At 64.7% G+C, this 16,373-nt stretch carries 16 protein-coding genes and 3 tRNA genes; 14 read left to right on the forward strand and 5 right to left on the reverse strand.

Going from position 1 to position 16,373, the window contains the following annotated elements; genetic code table 11:
- The first annotated feature begins 106 nt into the window (after window positions 1–106).
- The gene (locus VPH41_RS06535; protein WP_328569344.1) at window positions 107–733 is read left to right on the forward strand and encodes a flavin reductase family protein; all 627 of its coding nucleotides are present in this window, start codon (window positions 107–109) and stop codon (window positions 731–733) included.
- A gap of 10 nt (window positions 734–743) precedes the next feature.
- Here VPH41_RS06535 and VPH41_RS06540 read toward each other — a convergent pair whose 3' ends face one another.
- Window positions 744–1,556: a FadR/GntR family transcriptional regulator gene (locus VPH41_RS06540; RefSeq protein ID WP_328569345.1), complete on the reverse strand. Its 813-nt coding sequence runs from the start codon at window positions 1,554–1,556 to the stop codon at window positions 744–746.
- Between the two features lie 190 nt (window positions 1,557–1,746).
- On the opposite strand from VPH41_RS06540, the gene VPH41_RS06545 reads away from it, so the two are divergent.
- Genes VPH41_RS06545 through denD form a run of 6 tightly spaced genes read left to right on the forward strand, consistent with a single transcriptional unit; the run spans window position 1,747 to window position 7,787 of the window.
- Window positions 1,747–3,075: an MFS transporter gene (locus VPH41_RS06545; RefSeq protein ID WP_442906222.1), complete on the forward strand. Its 1,329-nt coding sequence runs from the start codon at window positions 1,747–1,749 to the stop codon at window positions 3,073–3,075.
- Between the two features lie 16 nt (window positions 3,076–3,091).
- Complete coding sequence (gene ltnD / locus VPH41_RS06550; RefSeq protein WP_328569346.1) at window positions 3,092–3,991, forward strand: L-threonate dehydrogenase; 900 nt, start codon at window positions 3,092–3,094, stop codon at window positions 3,989–3,991.
- Between the two features lie 21 nt (window positions 3,992–4,012).
- On the forward strand, window positions 4,013–5,314 hold the full coding sequence (otnK, locus tag VPH41_RS06555) for a 3-oxo-tetronate kinase (RefSeq protein WP_328569347.1): 1,302 nt from the start codon (window positions 4,013–4,015) through the stop codon (window positions 5,312–5,314).
- Window positions 5,311–5,991: a 3-oxo-tetronate 4-phosphate decarboxylase gene (otnC, locus tag VPH41_RS06560; protein WP_328569348.1), complete on the forward strand. Its 681-nt coding sequence runs from the start codon at window positions 5,311–5,313 to the stop codon at window positions 5,989–5,991. Before otnK ends, otnC begins: the two co-directional genes overlap by 4 nt.
- Before the next feature lie 18 nt (window positions 5,992–6,009).
- Window positions 6,010–6,801 (forward strand): 2-oxo-tetronate isomerase, encoded by a 792-nt coding sequence (gene otnI, locus VPH41_RS06565; RefSeq protein WP_328569349.1) that lies wholly within the window; start codon window positions 6,010–6,012, stop codon window positions 6,799–6,801.
- Window positions 6,802–6,812: 11 nt separating this feature from the next.
- Window positions 6,813–7,787: a D-erythronate dehydrogenase gene (gene denD / locus VPH41_RS06570; RefSeq protein WP_328569350.1), complete on the forward strand. Its 975-nt coding sequence runs from the start codon at window positions 6,813–6,815 to the stop codon at window positions 7,785–7,787.
- Here the strand turns inward: denD and VPH41_RS06575 are convergent.
- The 3 genes from VPH41_RS06575 to VPH41_RS06585 all read right to left on the reverse strand — a co-directional run bounded on the left by VPH41_RS06575 (window position 7,784) and on the right by VPH41_RS06585 (window position 10,366).
- Window positions 7,784–8,884, reverse strand: a complete 1,101-nt coding sequence (locus VPH41_RS06575) for a S41 family peptidase (RefSeq protein ID WP_328569351.1) — start codon at window positions 8,882–8,884, stop codon at window positions 7,784–7,786. The genes denD and VPH41_RS06575 overlap by 4 nt on opposite strands.
- 41 nt (window positions 8,885–8,925) lie before the next feature.
- Complete coding sequence (locus VPH41_RS06580) at window positions 8,926–9,420, reverse strand: MarR family transcriptional regulator (RefSeq protein ID WP_328569352.1); 495 nt, start codon at window positions 9,418–9,420, stop codon at window positions 8,926–8,928.
- Between the two features lie 94 nt (window positions 9,421–9,514).
- A complete protein-coding gene (locus VPH41_RS06585; protein WP_328569353.1) occupies window positions 9,515–10,366 on the reverse strand; it encodes an AraC family transcriptional regulator in 852 nt (283 codons plus the stop codon).
- 56 nt (window positions 10,367–10,422) lie between these two features.
- On the opposite strand from VPH41_RS06585, the gene VPH41_RS06590 reads away from it, so the two are divergent.
- Window positions 10,423–10,920 carry a DUF3224 domain-containing protein gene (locus VPH41_RS06590; RefSeq protein WP_328569354.1) on the forward strand — a complete coding sequence of 166 codons (498 nt, stop codon included), beginning with the start codon at window positions 10,423–10,425 and terminating at the stop codon, window positions 10,918–10,920.
- A 35-nt stretch (window positions 10,921–10,955) separates the two neighbouring features.
- On the opposite strand, the gene uvrB is transcribed toward VPH41_RS06590, so the two are convergent.
- Window positions 10,956–13,043, reverse strand: coding sequence for an excinuclease ABC subunit UvrB (gene uvrB, locus VPH41_RS06595; RefSeq protein ID WP_102296668.1), 2,088 nt, complete (start codon window positions 13,041–13,043; stop codon window positions 10,956–10,958).
- A gap of 111 nt (window positions 13,044–13,154) precedes the next feature.
- Between uvrB and VPH41_RS06600 the strand changes: the two genes are divergently transcribed.
- The 6 genes from VPH41_RS06600 to VPH41_RS06625 all read left to right on the forward strand — a co-directional run bounded on the left by VPH41_RS06600 (window position 13,155) and on the right by VPH41_RS06625 (window position 16,365).
- Window positions 13,155–14,369: an amino acid aminotransferase gene (locus VPH41_RS06600; RefSeq protein ID WP_328569355.1), complete on the forward strand. Its 1,215-nt coding sequence runs from the start codon at window positions 13,155–13,157 to the stop codon at window positions 14,367–14,369.
- Between the two features lie 131 nt (window positions 14,370–14,500).
- Window positions 14,501–14,576, forward strand: a tRNA-Asn gene (locus VPH41_RS06605).
- Window positions 14,577–14,711: 135 nt separating this feature from the next.
- A tRNA-Asn gene (locus tag VPH41_RS06610) sits at window positions 14,712–14,787 on the forward strand.
- A gap of 122 nt (window positions 14,788–14,909) precedes the next feature.
- Entirely contained in the window at window positions 14,910–15,236 is a 327-nt protein-coding gene (locus VPH41_RS06615) for a Dabb family protein (protein WP_328569356.1), read from the forward strand.
- Between the two features lie 92 nt (window positions 15,237–15,328).
- A tRNA-Asn gene (locus tag VPH41_RS06620) sits at window positions 15,329–15,404 on the forward strand.
- 199 nt (window positions 15,405–15,603) lie between these two features.
- Complete coding sequence (locus VPH41_RS06625; RefSeq protein ID WP_328569357.1) at window positions 15,604–16,365, forward strand: alpha/beta hydrolase; 762 nt, start codon at window positions 15,604–15,606, stop codon at window positions 16,363–16,365.
- Window positions 16,366–16,373: the final 8 nt, after the last annotated feature.

Consider the following 16,373-nt stretch of genomic DNA (forward strand, 5'->3'; position numbering starts at 1 on the left):
CGCAGATTGCGCCACCGGCAGTACCGGAAAGCGCGCCCGCGCGATGATTTTGTTAAGCTGTCACTCCAGGCGCGCTGGCGTGGGCGCCGTTATGACAGGAAGACGCATGGCCGATGAAATGCATTTTTATGAACCTGCGCAGGGCCACGGCCTGCCGCATGATCCCTTCAACGCGATTGTCGGACCGCGCCCGATCGGCTGGATCGCCACGCGCAGTGGCGCGGGCGTGCTCAATCTGGCGCCCTACAGTTTTTTCAACGCCTTCAATTACACGCCGCCGCTGATCGGTTTTTCCAGCATCGGCCGCAAGGACACCTTGCGCAATATCGAAGAGAACGGCGAATTCGTGTGGAACTTGGCGACGCGTCCGCTGGCCGATGCCATGAACGCCAGCTGCGCGCCAGCGCCGCCCGAGGTCGACGAATTCGCGCTGGCCGGCCTGACCCCGCTCGCCTCGCGCATCGTCGCGGTGCCGCGCGTGGCCGAAAGCCCCGTGTCCTTCGAATGCCGGCGCACGCAGATCATCGAGCTGCAGGGATTGAATGGCGAGGGCGTCGGCAGCTGGCTGGTGCTGGGCGAAGTAGTGGGCGTGCATATCGCGCGCCATCTGCTCAGGGACGGCGTGTACGACACGGCGTCCGCTGCGCCGATACTGCGCGGCGGCGGACCGGCCGACTATTTTGAGATCGGCCCGGAGAGCCTGTTCCGGATGCGCCGGCCCAGCTATCCCTGAACGGGGCAGGCTATTTCTGCATGATGGGATCGCGCCCCAGGGTGCGCGCCAGCGCGCCGCCGTCGCCGCGCCAGAATTCGCGGTCGGCCAGGCGCACGCGCTCGGCCGCGTGCTGCATGTGTTCCATGGCCGCCTGGCGCGCCCGCTGCGGGTCGCCGGCGGCGATGGCTTGCACGATCTTTTCATGTTCGCGCCGCACTTCGATGGAAAAGTCCGTGCGCCGGGCTTCATTCGCGCGCGTCACCTTGACGGCAGAGCGGATCGGGTCGGCGAACATGGCGACGAATTTCGGCCAGTAGGGGTTGCCCGTCGCCTCGGCGATGCACAGGTGCAGGCGCACGTCTTCTTCCACGCCATCGACGCCGGCCGCCACCGCTTCCTCGATGCGCCGCAGCGCATGCTCGATGTCGGCCAGCTGGCCCGGCGTGCGCCGCACGGCCGCCAGCGCGGCGATCTCCGCTTCCAGGCCTTGCCGCACTTCGATCAGGTTCAGCAGCGATTGCACCGATTGCTCCGTCAGCGCATCGCCCCGTTCGCCCGCCTTCGCGCCATCCTGCGCGCACACGAAGGTGCCGCTGCCCTTGCGCGTGGCGACGATGCCGTCCGCCTGCAGCACGGCGATGGCTTCGCGCAGCACCGTGCGGCTGACGCCGAAGTGCGTGGCCATCGCCTGCTCCGATGGCAGGCGCGTGCCGCCGGCCAGGCCATCGTTGTGGATTTGCTGGCGCAGCCGCGCCGCCACCCGCGCGCCCAGGGTGCCGGTGGTAAAGCTGCCCGCGGCGGGCTCCGGCGGGGGAAGGGTAAAGCGGAACGTGCGGTCCATCGGGTGCATCCTTGTGCTAACGGTTCTCAAGTGGGCTTGCCTGCTTGGCATTATATGGAATATACAGCTTGACACACATAAAACACACACATAATATACATCCATACAAATTTTAGACAAGTTGCCAGCCACCTCCGGTGGACCATAAAAACCCGGCACGGTCGATCCCCCCCGCGATCAGGAGACAAGCATGGAAGTGTCACAGACAATGCCGGGCCAGCCGGCCGGCGCCGCCGCAAGCCAGAAAATCATCGACGACGCCGTCTACCGCAAGGTGACCTGGCGCATCATCCCCTTCCTCATGCTGTGCTACATCGTCGCCTATCTCGACCGCGTCAACGTGGGCTTCGCCAAGCTGCAGATGCTGGCCGACCTGCAGTTCTCGGAAACCGTGTACGGCCTGGGCGCGGGCGTGTTTTTCCTTGGCTACTTCCTGTTCGAAGTGCCCAGCAACGTCATGCTGCACAAGATCGGCGCGCGCGTGTGGATCGCCCGCATCATGATCACCTGGGCCATCATTTCGGGCGCCTTCATGTTCGTCACCACGCCGACGCAGTTCTACATCATGCGCTTCCTGCTCGGCATCGCCGAGGCGGGCTTCTTCCCCGGCATCATTCTGTATCTGACCTACTGGTATCCGTCCGAGCGCCGCGCACGCATGGTGTGCACCTTCATGGCTGCCATTCCCGTGGCGGGTCTGATCGGCGGGCCGCTGTCGGGCTGGATCATGGAAACCTTCGCCGGCTGGCACGGCTATGCGGGCTGGCAGTGGATGTTCGTGCTCGAAGCGATTCCCGCCGCGCTGATGGGCGTGGCCGTGCTGCTCTACCTCGACAACAGCATCCGCGCCGCGAAGTGGCTGACGGAAGATGAAAAAGTCATCCTCGAACAGCGCATCGCCACGGAAGCGCAGGGCAAGGTATCGCACCCGTCGATCCGCGCCATGTTTGCCGACCCGCGCATCTGGGTCATGGCCCTGATCTATTTCTGCTGCGTGATGGGCCAGTATTCGCTGACCTTCTGGCTGCCCAGCCTGATCAAGGCGGCTGGCGTGACGGGCGTGCTCAATATCGGCCTGTTCACGGCGATTCCGTATTCGTTTGCCGTGGCGTCCATGATCCTGCTGGGCCGCAGCTCGGACAAGTACCGCGAACGGCGCTGGCACATGGCCATCCCGCTGGTGGTGGGCGCTGCCGCCATTGTCTGCAGCGCGCTGGCAGGCGCCCACAACACGGGCTGGGCCATCTTCTTCCTGACGATTGCCGCCGGCGGCATCCTGGCAGCCTCGCCCATGTTCTGGAGCCTGCCGACGGCCTTCCTCGGCGGCGTCTCGGCCGCCGCCGGCATCGCCGCCATCAATTCGGTGGGCAACCTGGCCGGCTTCGCGGCGCCGTACATGATCGGTTCCATCAAGGACCTGACGCAGTCGACCGACATCGCCATCTACCTGCTGGCAGCCATCCTGGTGATCGGCGCGGCCATCATCATGCGCGTGCCGGCCAAGCTGGTGAACAAATAAATATCTGGAGCAAACGATGAGTACAGCAATTGAAAAAGTGGGCGTGATCGGCCTGGGCGCCATGGGCATGGGCATCGCGCAGTCGCTGCTGCGCGCGGGCTTCGCCGTGCATGCCTGCGACGTGCGCCCCGACACCGTGCAAAAGCTGGTGGAGTCGGGTGCCCATGCGGCGTCCTCGCCTGCCGCGCTGGCGGCGCAGGTGCAAGCCTTGCTGATCGTCGTCGTCAACGCGCAGCAGACGGAAACCGTGCTGTTTGGCGAGCAGGGCGCGGCCAGCGCGCTGGCGCCGGGCAGCGTGGTCATCGCCTGCGCCACCGTGGCGCCGGAATTTGCCGAAGCGCTGGGCGCGCGCCTGGCGGCCATGGGACTGCGCTTCATCGACGCGCCCATTTCCGGCGGCGCGGCCAAGGCGGCTGCCGGCGAGATGTCCGTGATGGCGGCCGGCGCGCCCGATGCCTTCGATGCCTGCGCCGGCATTTTCGACGCCATCTGCGCCCGGCTGTATCGCCTGGGCGAGCAGCCGGGGCAGGGTTCGAAAGTCAAGATGATCAACCAGCTGCTGGCCGGCGTGCACATCGCCGCCGCCGCCGAAGCGATGGCGTTGGGCTTGCGCGCCGGCTGCGATCCGGATGCCCTGTACGAAGTGATTTCGAACAGTGCCGGCAGTTCCTGGATGTTCCAGAACCGCGTGCCGCACATCTTGAAGGGCGACTACACGCCGCTGTCGGCCGTGAATATTTTTGTGAAAGACCTCGGCATCGTGCTCGATTACGCGAAAAAAAGCGTGTTCCCATTACCGTTGTCGGCCACGGCGCACCAGATGTTCATGCAGGCGTCGGCCGCCGGTTTTGGCGGCGAGGACGATGCGGCCGTTATCAAGACTTTCCCGGGCATCGATTTGCCGGCGAAAGCGTAACTGAATCAGGAAGGAACAATCATGACCGTACTACTGGGATGTATCGCCGACGATTTCACGGGTGGCACCGACCTGGCCGGCATGCTGGTCAAGGCTGGCATGCGCACGGTGCAGCTGATTGGCGTGCCGCAAGGGCCGCCGCCGGCCGACGTCGATGCCGTCGTCATCGCGCTCAAGTCGCGCACGACGGCGCCGGAAGACGCGGTGGCCGAATCGCTGGCCGCGCTGGCCTGGCTGCAGCAAGCCGGGTGCCGCCAGTTCTACTTCAAATACTGCTCCACGTTCGACTCCACGCCGCGCGGCAATATCGGCCCCGTGGCCGAGGCGCTGATGCGGGCGCTCGACACGGACTTCACGATCGCCTGCCCCGCGTTCCCCGCCAATGGCCGCACCATCTACAAGGGCAACCTGTTCGTCGGCGACGTGCCGCTGGCCGAATCCGGCATGCGCGACCACCCGTTGACGCCGATGACGGATTCGAACCTGGTGCGCGTGCTGCAGCAGCAAGTGCTATCGAAAGTGGGCCTGGCCGATTTCTCCGTGGTGGAGAAGGGCGCGGCCGCCATTGCCCAGCGCTTCACGGAGCTGCGCGGCCAGGGCTGCCATTTCGCCGTCGTCGATGCCGTGTCGAACCGCGACCTGGAAGCCATCGGCGCCGCCTGCGCGGACTTGAAACTGATCACGGGCGGCTCCGGTATCGCGCTGGGACTGCCGCAGAATTTCCGCCAGCGGGGGCAGTTGTCGCCGTCGCATGCGGGGCAGGCGGGACGCTTGCCGCCGGCGTCGGGTTTCCGCGCCGTGATCTCGGGCAGCTGCTCGGTGGCCACGCAGCAGCAGGTGGCGCACCTGCGCGAGCACGCGCCGGCATTCCATGTCGATCCCCTGCAGCTGGCCGCTGGCGGCGAGGTGGTGGATGCCGTGGTGGAGCAGGCGCTGGAATGGGCGGGCGCGCACCTGGCGCAAGGCCCCGTGCTGGTCTATGCCACGGCCACGCCGGACGCCGTGCGCGCCGTGCAGGCGCAGCTGGGCGTGGAGCGGGCCGGCGCCCTCGTCGAGGAAACCCTGGCCGCCATTGCGCAAGGCCTCGTGCGCCTGGGCGTGGGCCAGCTGATCGTCGCTGGCGGCGAAACCTCGGGCGCGGTGGTGAAAGCGCTGGGTATTGCTGGCTTGCGCATCGGCCCCGAGATCGACCCCGGCGTGCCCTGGACGCAAGCCTTGCCCGCGTTGGGCGACGATTGCGGGGCGCCGTTGGCGCTGGCGCTCAAGTCCGGCAATTTCGGCACGGTCGATTTCTTCAGCAAGGCCTGGCAGGTGCTGGCATGAGTGCCGCCATCCCCGCCACCCCCGCCATCCACGCCGCGCCCGAAGAGATGCGCCAGCGCGAGCAGATCGCCGACTTCGGCAAGTCCCTGTTCGAACGGGGACTCACGGCGGGCAGCAGCGGCAACCTCAGCGTGCGCCTGTCCGATGGCTGGCTGCTGACGCCCACGAATGCCAGCCTGGGGCGGCTGGACCCCGCGGACTTGTCCAAGCTGGACTGGGACGGCAACTTGATCAGCGGCGCGCCGCCGTCGAAGGAAGCGTTTTTGCACCGCGCCATGTACGAAGAGCGCGGCAGCGCCGGCGCCATCGTGCATCTGCACTCGACGCATTCGGCGGCCGTGTCCTGCATGTGCGGCTTGAACCATGACGACTGCATCCCGCCGCTGACGCCCTATTTTGTGATGAAGGTGGGGCGCCTGCCCCTGGTTCCGTATCACCGTCCGGGCGACCCGGCGCTGGCGGGCGCCATTGGCGCCATGGCGCGCAAGCATTCGGCCGTGCTGCTGGCCAACCACGGTCCCGTGGTGTCGGGCAGCAGCCTGGAAGCGGCCGTGTATGCGGCCGAAGAGCTGGAAGAGACGGCCAAGCTGTTCCTGCTGCTGCGCGACGTGCCCACGCGCCCGCTCGATGCGGCGCAGATCGCGGACCTGAAACACACTTTCAAACTCGACATATAAGAAATCCAGGAGATACGCATGCCCCGCTTTGCCGCCAATCTGACCATGATGTTCAACGAAGTGCCTTTCCCGCAGCGCTTTGCCGCCGCCGCGCAAGCGGGTTTCCAGGGTGTCGAATTCCTGTTCCCGTACGACCACGCGCCGCAGGAAGTGGCTGGCTGGCTGCGCGAGCACGGTTTGACAAATGTGCTGTTCAACCTGCCGCCGGGCGACTGGGCTGCCGGCGAGCGGGGCATCGCTTCGCTGCCGGGCCGCGAAGAAGAGTTCCGTGCGGGCGTGGTGCGCGCCATCGAGTATGCGCTGGCGCTGGGCACCCCGCGCGTGCACATGATGGCGGGCTTGCTGCCGCAAGGCGCCGACCTGGCGCTGCACCGCGCCACCTACCTGGCTAACCTGCAATACGCGGCCAAGGCCGTGGGCGCGCATGGCATCGAACTCTTGATCGAGCCCATCAACGGGCGCGACATGCCCGGCTATTTCCTCGTCACGCAAGCGCAGGGCCACGCGCTGCGCCTGGAATCGGGCGCGCCCAACGTCAAGGTGCAGATGGATTTTTACCACACGCAGATCGTCGAGGGCGATATCGCCATGACGTTCAGGAACAACTTCGGCGGCATCGGGCATGTGCAGATCGCCAGCGTCCCGTCGCGCAACGAGCCGGATGATGGCGAAGTCAATTACCCCTATCTATTCAGCCTGCTCGACGACCTGGGCTACGAGGGCTGGATCGGCTGCGAATACCGTCCGCGCGGGCGCACCGGGGATGGCCTCGGCTGGCTCGCGCCCTACTTGAATCATTCGAACCAATAAGGAGACAGCACATGAAAGTATTGATCACCGGCGGCGCCGGTTTCCTGGGACAGCGCCTGGCGCGCCAGCTGCTGGCGCAAGGCCGGCTGACGGACAGCAGCGGCCAGTTGCAGACCATCAGCGAGCTGGTACTGGTCGACGTGGTGGCCGCGCATGACTTCGGCGATGCGCGCGTGAAAGTGGTCACGGGCGACATCGCCGATGGCGCCCTGATGCGCGCCACCGTCGATGCGCAAACGACGTCGATCTTCCACCTGGCCGCCATCGTCAGCGGCCAGGCTGAAGCCGATTTCGATCTGGGCATGCGCATCAACCTCGACGCCTCGCGCCTGCTGCTCGATATCTGCCGCGAACTGGGGCACAAGCCGAAGGTCGTGTTTACCAGTTCCGTAGCCGTGTACGGCGGCAAGCTGCCCGAGGTGGTGCTCGATACGACGGCCTTGAATCCCCAGTCGTCGTACGGCGCGCAAAAGGCCATCGGCGAATTGCTGCTCAACGATTACAGCCGCCGCGGCTTTGTCGATGGCCGCGTGCTGCGCCTGCCCACCATCAGTGTGCGCCCCGGCAAACCGAACAAGGCGGCGTCGTCCTTCGCCAGCGGCATCATCCGCGAACCGCTGAATGGCGAAGCGGCCGTCTGCCCGGTCTCCACCGACCTGCGCCTGTGGCTGCTGTCGCCGCGCGGCGCCATCGCCTCGCTGATCGCCGGCCATGAACTGGCGGGCGAAGCGTTTGGCGCCAGCCGCACGGTGAACTTGCCTGGCTTGAGTGTGAGCGTGGGCGAGATGATTGCCGCCCTCGAGGCAGTGGCCGGCAGTGAAGCCGCGCAGCGCATCAGCTACGCGCCCGATCCGGCCGTCGAGCGCATCGTCAAGAGCTGGCCCGGCGCCTGGGACACGGCCCGCGCCGACGCGCTGGGCCTGACGGCCGATGCAGATTTCGCCAGCATCATTCGCGCGTATATCGACGACGTCAAGGCGGGCTAGGATTCCTTGCCGATGGCGTCCAGGCGTTGCTTCAGGCGCTGCGTTTGCTGCTCGCTGCTTGCCGTCTTGAGCAAGTCGTTCAGCAGCGCCGTTTGCGCCACGCGCAAGGCATCCTTGGCCGCCGCCGCCACATCGGGCGCCACGCCCACGCCTTCCCAGTTGGTGTGGGTGATGGGGCTGATGGAGCGCCCGGTCGGCACGAAGGCGCCGAAGTGCGCATCCAGCCGCACGACGCGGCCCGGATGGGCGCCGCCGCCCGTGGTCTCGCCCACGATGGTGGCGCGCTTCAGGTTTTTCATCGCGTAGCTGAAGTCTTCCGCTGCCGAAAACGTCCGCTTGCTGGTCAGGATGTACAGCGGCTTCTGCTGTCCAAACGGCTTGCCGGCGACGAAGGTAGTGCTCCAGTTTTGCTCCGTGAGGTCGTCGATGCGGTAGTAGTTGTCGTTCAGGCGCGTGCGCTCGTCGAGCACATAGCTGGCCAGCAGCGCCACCGTTTCCGGGGAACCGCCGCCGTTGTCGCGCAGGTCGATGATCAGGCCGTCCAGGTTGGACATCATCGTCATCGCCGCCGCCAAGGTCTCGCCCGCGTATTGGGCGGGCGCGAACTCATTCAACTTCAGGTAGCCGACATTGCAGGGCAGGCGTTCGACGCGCTCGACGCCGTAATTGCGTCCGCGCATATTGGCCGCCTGTTCCGCCATCACTTGCGGCGACGGCGTGCCGCCGGGGGGCAGCACGGGGAGGTCTTTTTCGCTGTAGCGGACACGCAGATGCAGGTCGCCCGTCTGCTGTCGTATTTGCGTGGTCAGTTCCTCTGCCAACTGGTTTGCGCTGGTGATGGCGGCATAGCCGGCGCTGCGCTGGTAGCGGTGCAAGGCTTGCTCGAGCTGCTTTGCTTTTTCCGGAAATACATAGCCGAGCTTTAGTTCCGCGATCAGCCGGTCGACGACTTGCTGGCGCTGCTCCTTGCTGATCTGCATGTCGGCTTGCGGAGGCTGTCCCTGGCCATGGGCCGGCATTGCCAGCAGCATGGCGCCCGCGAGAGGGAGTGCCAGGATGGTGTTGCGCAGACTGCGGATGATCGTTTTACCGTGCATTGTGACTCCTGTGGAGGTGAGTAAAGCAACGTGGGGCGGGATTATCTGGTCTTGCGGCTTTCGGTGCCGTCTTCGGCGCGCACGGCGGCATCGCGGATGCGCGCGCCGAACGGTTGGTTGTCCAGCGCCGCGATGGCCTGTTGCAGCAGCTGCGACAGGGGATACGGCAAGTCGGCGTCGAGGCTGGCGGCGGCGCCGGCCGTCGCTTGCCAGCAGCGCTGGATGGCCGGCAGCATGCTGCGTCCCTGTTCCGTCAGCTGTATCAGTTTCTGGCGTCCGTCTTCGGGGCCGGCAGAGGCGAAGACCAGGCCTTCCTTGATCATCAGCGCCACCGTCTGCGTGGCGGCCGGCTGCGTGATGCCGGCGGCGGCGGCGATGGCGCCGATGCTGGCCGCGTCCTGCGCCATCAGCACGCGCATCACGGGCGTGTAGCGGGGACGGTAGCGCAGGCCCGCCTCTTCATAGGCGGCGCTGACGGCGCCGTCGAGCAATTCGATCAAATGGCGTAGCTGCGTGCCCAGCGAAGATTTTTTCATGAGGAAATAATATCAGCGCTTATATAAGCAGTAAAGAATTTTCTTGGAGGTGCGTCCCGGCGGATGTTCGGACGTGATTGGCCCCGCTGTCCGGCTAGGCCGCCTTGACGGGGGCGGTCGCCTGCGAACGGCGATAGTCGAGCGGCGTGCTGCCCACCAGTTCCGCAAAACTGCGGCTGAAATGGGCCTGGTCGAAAAAGCCCAGCTCCTGGGCCAGGCTGGCCAGGTCGGGCGCATCGGCCTGCGCCAGGCGCCAGATCGCTTCCTGCAGGCGGTAGCGCTGGATCACCCATTTCGGCGGCACGCCCACGTAGTTGGCGAACAGGCGCTGCAGCCGGCGTTCACCGATGGCCATGCTGTCGCATAGCTGCGCCACATTGACCGGGCCGTGGTGGGCCGCCGCCGCGGCAGTCAGGCGGGCTGCCAGCAGGGCCGCATCATCGGCCGGCGGCAGCTTGGCCAGCAGCAGTGCCTGTGCCTGCGCCACCATGGCCAGATCGTCGGACTGGCCTAACACGCGGGCCTCGGCCTCCCCTGCCGGCATGCCCAGCAGGGCGTCGGCAGCGAGGGTCGTGCCGGTGAACGATGACAGGGGCTGGCTGATGAAGGGGCGCAGGCCGCCCGGCGTGAAGCGCACGCCTAGCACCTTGCCCGCGCCGGTCAAGGGCCGGTCGAAGGCGCCGCGCACGACGCCATGGATGGCGGTGCGCCCAAGGTCGAACACCAGGTGGGCATTCGGGTAGGGCAGCACGCGCTGCGTCTCGGGCGCGCAGCCCCGCCTGTCCCATTCGACCAGCCAGAAATACTCGACGAAGGGCGCCAGCGCGGCAGCCGGCGGATAGGTCGCCAGGCGCAGGCGGCGCGCCGCCGCCCGCGGGTCGACGATGCCTTTCGGCGCCTGTCCGCGCGCGGCGAGCAGATTGCGCGTGCTGTCGGCTTTATCCAATATCTGTCTCCTGCGCGGGACTAAGCTGGCCATCTCGCATCGATTGAAAGGGAATCATGAAATCACGCAGTTTGCCGGGCCTGGTGCTGGCCGCGGTTTGTCTATCGGCGGCGCCAGCCGGCGCCGCTTCATTTGCAGGGGGAGATCATCGCATGCATGCGCACGCCACGGGAAGTTTCAGCATCACCATGCAGCCTGCCGCGGCGCCGCAGCGCGCGGGGCACAGTTCGCTGGGAAGGGTGCTGCTTGAGAAGGTGTATGCGGGCGACCTCGTCGCCACGGCCACGGGCCAGATGCTCAATGCCGTCACCGACACCAGGGGCGCGGCCGGCTATGTCGCCATGGAAGCCGTCACGGGCACGCTGCAGGGCAGGGAGGGCAGTTTCGTGGCGCAGCATGCGGGCACGATGGCCGACGGCCAGCAGGCGCTGTCCATCGTGATCGTGCCGCATTCGGGCACGGGCCAATTGACGGGCATCCGCGGCACGCTGGCCATCCGCATCGTCGATGGCCAGCATTTCTACGACATCGACTATTCGCTGCCGGAGCCGTAGGCGGACCCCGGCACGGCCTTGGCGCGGCTGGCGGTTTATTTGCCCAGGATCGACGCCACGTTGTCCGTGCCAGGCGCGCCGAACAGCTGCTGCTTGAGGATGTGCAGCTGGTCGCGCACCTGCGCCGCCTTTTCGAATTCCAGGTTCTTGGCGTGGTCGACCATCAGTTTTTCCAGGCGCTTGATTTCCTTGCTGACCTGCTTTTCGCTCATGGATTCGAACTTCGCCGCTTCCTGCGCCACCTGCAGGGTTTCGCGCGCTTCCTGCGGGCTGTAGACGCCGTCGATCATTTCGCGGATCGATTTCTTCACGCCGATCGGGATGATGTTGTTGGCCGTATTGAAGGCGATCTGCTTGGCGCGGCGGCGTTCCGTCTCGTCGATGGCGCGGCGCATCGAGTCCGTGATGCGGTCGCCGTACAGGATCGCCGTGCCGTTCAGGTTACGCGCGGCGCGGCCGATGGTCTGGATCAGGCTGCGCTCCGAGCGCAAGAAGCCTTCCTTGTCCGCGTCGAGGATGGCCACCAGCGACACTTCCGGCAAGTCCAGGCCCTCGCGCAGCAGGTTGATCCCAACCAGCACGTCGAAGGTGCCCAGGCGCAGGTCGCGCAGGATTTCCACGCGTTCCACCGTTTCGATATCGCTGTGCAGGTAGCGCACCTTGATGCCATGGTCGCCCAGGTATTCCGTCAATTGCTCCGACATGCGCTTGGTGAGCGTCGTCACCAGCACGCGCTCGTCCTTCTTGATGCGTTCGACGATTTCCGACATCAGGTCGTCCACCTGGCTGCTGGCCGGGCGCACGATGATCTGCGGGTCGACCAGGCCCGTGGGACGCACCACCTGCTCGACCACCTGGTCCGAATGGGTCTTTTCGTATTCGGCCGGGGTGGCCGAAACGAACACGGTCTGGCGCATCTTCTGCTCGAATTCCTCGAACTTCAAGGGGCGGTTGTCCAGCGCCGACGGCAGGCGGAAGCCGTAGTCGACCAGGTTGGTCTTGCGCGAGCGGTCGCCGTTGTACATGGCGCTCAACTGGCCCGTCAGCACGTGCGACTCGTCGAGGAACATCAATGCGTCGGGCGGCAGGTAGTCGACCAGGGTGGGCGGCGGTTCGCCCGGCAGCGCGCCGCTCAAATGGCGCGAGTAGTTCTCGATGCCCTTGGTGAAACCGATTTCCGCCATCATTTCCAGGTCGAAGCGCGTGCGCTGTTCCAGCCGCTGCTCTTCGATCAGTTTATTCTCCTTGCGGAAGAACTCGAGGCGTTCGCGCAGCTCGTCCTTGATGGTCTCGACGGCACGCAGCACGGTGGAGCGGGGCGTCACGTAGTGCGAACCCGGGTACACGGTGAAGCGGGGGATCTTTTGCCGCACTCTGCCCGTCAGCGGGTCGAACAGCTGGATCGATTCGATCTCGTCGTCGAACATTTCCAGGCGCACGGCCAGTTCCGCATGCTCGGCGGGGAAGATGTCGATGGTGTCGCCGCGCACGCGGAAGGTGCCGCGGCCGAAATCGACCTCGTTGCGCGTGTACTGCATCTGGATCAGGCGCGCGATGACGTCGCGCTGGGCGACCCGGTCCTTGACGCGCAGGGTCAAAATCATCTGGTGGTATTCGTTGGGGTTACCGATACCGTAGATGGCCGAAACGGTGGCGACGATGATGACGTCGCGCCGCTCCATCAGCGACTTGGTGCACGACAAACGCATCTGCTCGATGTGCTCGTTGATCGACGAATCCTTTTCGATGAACAGGTCGCGCTGGGGCACGTAGGCTTCCGGCTGGTAGTAATCGTAGTAGCTGACGAAGTATTCGACGGCGTTCTGCGGGAAAAAGTCGCGGAATTCGCTGTACAGCTGCGCGGCCAGGGTCTTGTTCGGGGCGAAGACGATGGCGGGCCGGCCCATGCGCGCGATGACGTTGGCCATGGTGTAGGTCTTGCCCGAACCGGTCACGCCCAGCAGGGTCTGGAAGGCCAGGCCATCGGCAATCCCCTCCGATAACTGGGCGATCGCCGTGGGCTGGTCACCGGCCGGAGGGAAGGGCTGGTGCAGCTTGAAGGGGGAGTCCGGGAAAGAGATAATTGCGCTTTCCGCCTCGCTGGCGGTAGATAATTCGGGCATGTGAATCAGACCTTTGTTAGAATAGTGCTCTGCTGGCGGCCCTGGCGTTGTATTCGGGGCGCTGTCTACAACTCCGCTGTGAACCTGCTTCCAATCGAATCCAATCTTATCATGACGAACCCAACTGTTTCTGCCAGTCTGTTTAGCGCCATCGAGATGGCCCCACGCGACCCGATCCTGGGCATCACCGAAGCATTTAACGCGGACCAGAATCCCGCCAAAATCAATCTGGGCGTCGGCGTCTATTATGACGACAACGGCAAGGTGCCTCTGTTAGCTTGCGTACGCAAGGCAGAAGCCATCCTGATCGAACAGGCAGCCCCACGCACCTACCTGCCGATCGAAGGCCTCGCCGCCTACGACAAGGCCGTGCAAGAACTCGTATTTGGCGCCGACAGCGCCGTAATTCAAGAGCGCCGCGCCATTACCGTGCAAGCCATCGGCGGCACGGGTGCGTTGAAGATTGGTGCCGACTTCCTGCAGCGCTTTGCGCCGGGCGCCCAAGTCTACATCAGCGATCCTAGCTGGGAAAACCACCGCGCGCTGTTCGAAAACGCCGGTTTCGTCGTGAATAACTACACTTACTACGATGCCGTTACCCATGGCGTGAACTTCGACGGCATGCTGGCCAGCCTGAACGCCATGCCGGCCGGCTCCATCGTCGTGCTGCACGCCTGCTGCCACAACCCGACGGGCGCCGACCTGAGCGTAGCCCAGTGGGACCAGATCATCAGCGTGGTGACGTCGCGCGGCCTGGTGCCGTTCCTGGACATGGCGTATCAAGGCTTTGCCAACGGCATCGCCGAAGACGGCGCCGTGGTGCGCCGCTTTGCCGACGCGGGCGGCCCGCTGCTGGTGTCGAACTCGTTCTCGAAATCGTTCTCGCTGTACGGCGAGCGCGTGGGTGCCCTGAGCGTCGTCGCTGCCAGCGCCGATGAAGCGGCACGCCTGCTGTCGCAACTGAAGCGCGTCGTGCGCACCAACTACTCGAACCCGCCTACGCATGGCGGCAAGGTGGTCGCCACCGTGCTGGCCACGCCGGAACTGCGCCAGCTGTGGGAAGAGGAACTGGCCGGCATGCGCGTGCGCATCCGCGAAATGCGCAATGCCTTCGTGGAAAAACTGAAAGCCAAGGCGCCAGGCCACGATTTCGAATTCGTGCGCCAGCAAATCGGCATGTTCTCGTACTCCGGTCTCACCAAGGAGCAGGTGGCGTCCTTGCGCGAGCAGTCGATCTACGCCGTCGACACGGGCCGTATCTGCGTGGCAGCATTGAATTCGCGCAATATCGACATCGTTATTGACGCGATCGCCAAAGTGCTTTAAGATCTTGCTTCTTCGGCGCTGCATGCAAGTGCGGCGCTGATGGCAGTAGAAAGTCGCTGATGGCCGTATGCGGCGAGATGCAGTTTGAGTCTTGCAAATATGGAATAAGCAACATATAATATTGCCTCTTTTCCCTGATAGCTCAGTTGGTAGAGCGACGGACTGTTAATCCGCAGGTCCCTGGTTCGAGTCCAGGTCGGGGAGCCAGAATTCGAAAGGCCACGTTGAAAAACGTGGCCTTTTTTGTTTTTGCGCCGCTGGCGCAAGCATGGCGGCAAGATAAGAATTTCCCTATGGGAATCTAGACATCCGCATGCTTGCCCTATATAATACGGCCTCTTTTCCCTGATAGCTCAGTTGGTAGAGCGACGGACTGTTAATCCGCAGGTCCCTGGTTCGAGTCCAGGTCGGGGAGCCAGAATTCGAAAGGCCATGTTGAAAAACATGGCCTTTTTTGTTTTCCAGCGCCGCCAGCAGGGCCTGCCGGTGCGTTATCGCGTTTTGCGCTATCCTGAATGCATCACTTCAGGAGCCCTTCCCATGACTTGTACCTCTGCCTTGCGTCACATCGTCCTGTGCGACTTCCTTGAGGGCATCACGCCTGCCAAGCATGCCGAACTCGTTTATGAGTTTTCCCAGCTGAAACACCGGATTCCTGGCGTGCAGCAATTCGAATGGGGGCCGAACGTCAGTCCGGAAGGCCTCGACGACGGCTTTACCGATTGCTTCACCCTGACCTTCAACGACGCTGCCGCGCGCGACGTGTACCTGACCCATGCGGCCCACCTGGCCTTTGTCGAGCAGCTCAAGCCATGGCTGGGCCGTGTGCTGGTCTTTGACTACTATCCGCAAGAGCATCCCGGCTGACGGTCGGCCGGCATCGTGAACCCAGGAAAATACACATTTTTCGGGGGACATCTGGACATCGGAAAATTTACCCTATAGAATGCGGCCTCTTTTCCCTGATAGCTCAGTTGGTAGAGCGACGGACTGTTAATCCGCAGGTCCCTGGTTCGAGTCCAGGTCGGGGAGCCAGAATACGTAGCAGCAAAAAGCCCAGCCTTCACCTGTTGGGCTTTTTGCGTTTCAGGGTCCCGTTTGCTGGCGCCGGCTACCTTTGGTGCGCCGACGCTTGATCCATCGCACGGCGCGCCAGGCATCCGGCACTAAGCTTAAGGAACGGGGCGCGGGCATGTTGCCATCGCCCGCATTGCAACTTCCTGGGGAGGCTGGCATGGATGACATTACAAATGCTGGGTCGGCAACGATCGTGCTCGTGCATGGCGGCTTTGTCGACGGGTCCGGCTGGGAAGGCGTCTATCGGGCACTGCGTGACGAAGGCTGTCACGTTGCCATTGTGCAAAATCCAACGCTGTCGCTGGCGGACGACGTGGCCGCGACGCAGCGGGTCATCGCGGCGGCGCCCGGGCCCGTGCTGCTGGTCGGCCATTCGTATGGCGGCGCCGTGGTCACGCAGGCGGGCAACGATCCCAAGGTCAAGGCGCTGGTCTACATTGCGGCGTTCGTCCCGGATCAAGGCGAATCCGTCGATTCCTTGCTGAAGCATGCCCCGCCCGGCGCACCGGTGCCGCCGATCCTGCCGCCACGGGATGGCTTCCTGTTGCTCGACGAGAAAAAGTTTGCGGTGGCCTTTGCGGCCGATGTGCCCCGGGACCACGCCCGCTTCATGGCGGCATCGCAAGTGCCCTGGGGGATGGCTGCCTTGACGGGCGTGGTCGGCGCGCCAGCGTGGAGGAACAAGCCCAGCTGGTATCTGGTCGCCACCGAAGACAGGATGATTGCCCCGGCGATGCAGCGCGAGATGGCCGCACGCGCGGGTGCGAAGGTGGTCGAAGTTGCCGGCAGCCATGCCATTTATATTTCGCAAGCCCATGCGGTGGCGTCGCTGATCCGCCAGGCCGCGGCCGGCATGGCCGGCGACGAGGCCGGCACTGCGCCGGCCAGCGTGCCGGCTGCCGGAAACGGCGCCCGGTGACGGGGCGT

Origin of the sequence: Janthinobacterium sp. P210006, from assembly GCF_036231885.1 — a bacterium.
In the GTDB taxonomy this organism is placed as follows: Bacteria; Pseudomonadota; Gammaproteobacteria; order Burkholderiales; family Burkholderiaceae_D; genus Janthinobacterium; species Janthinobacterium violaceinigrum.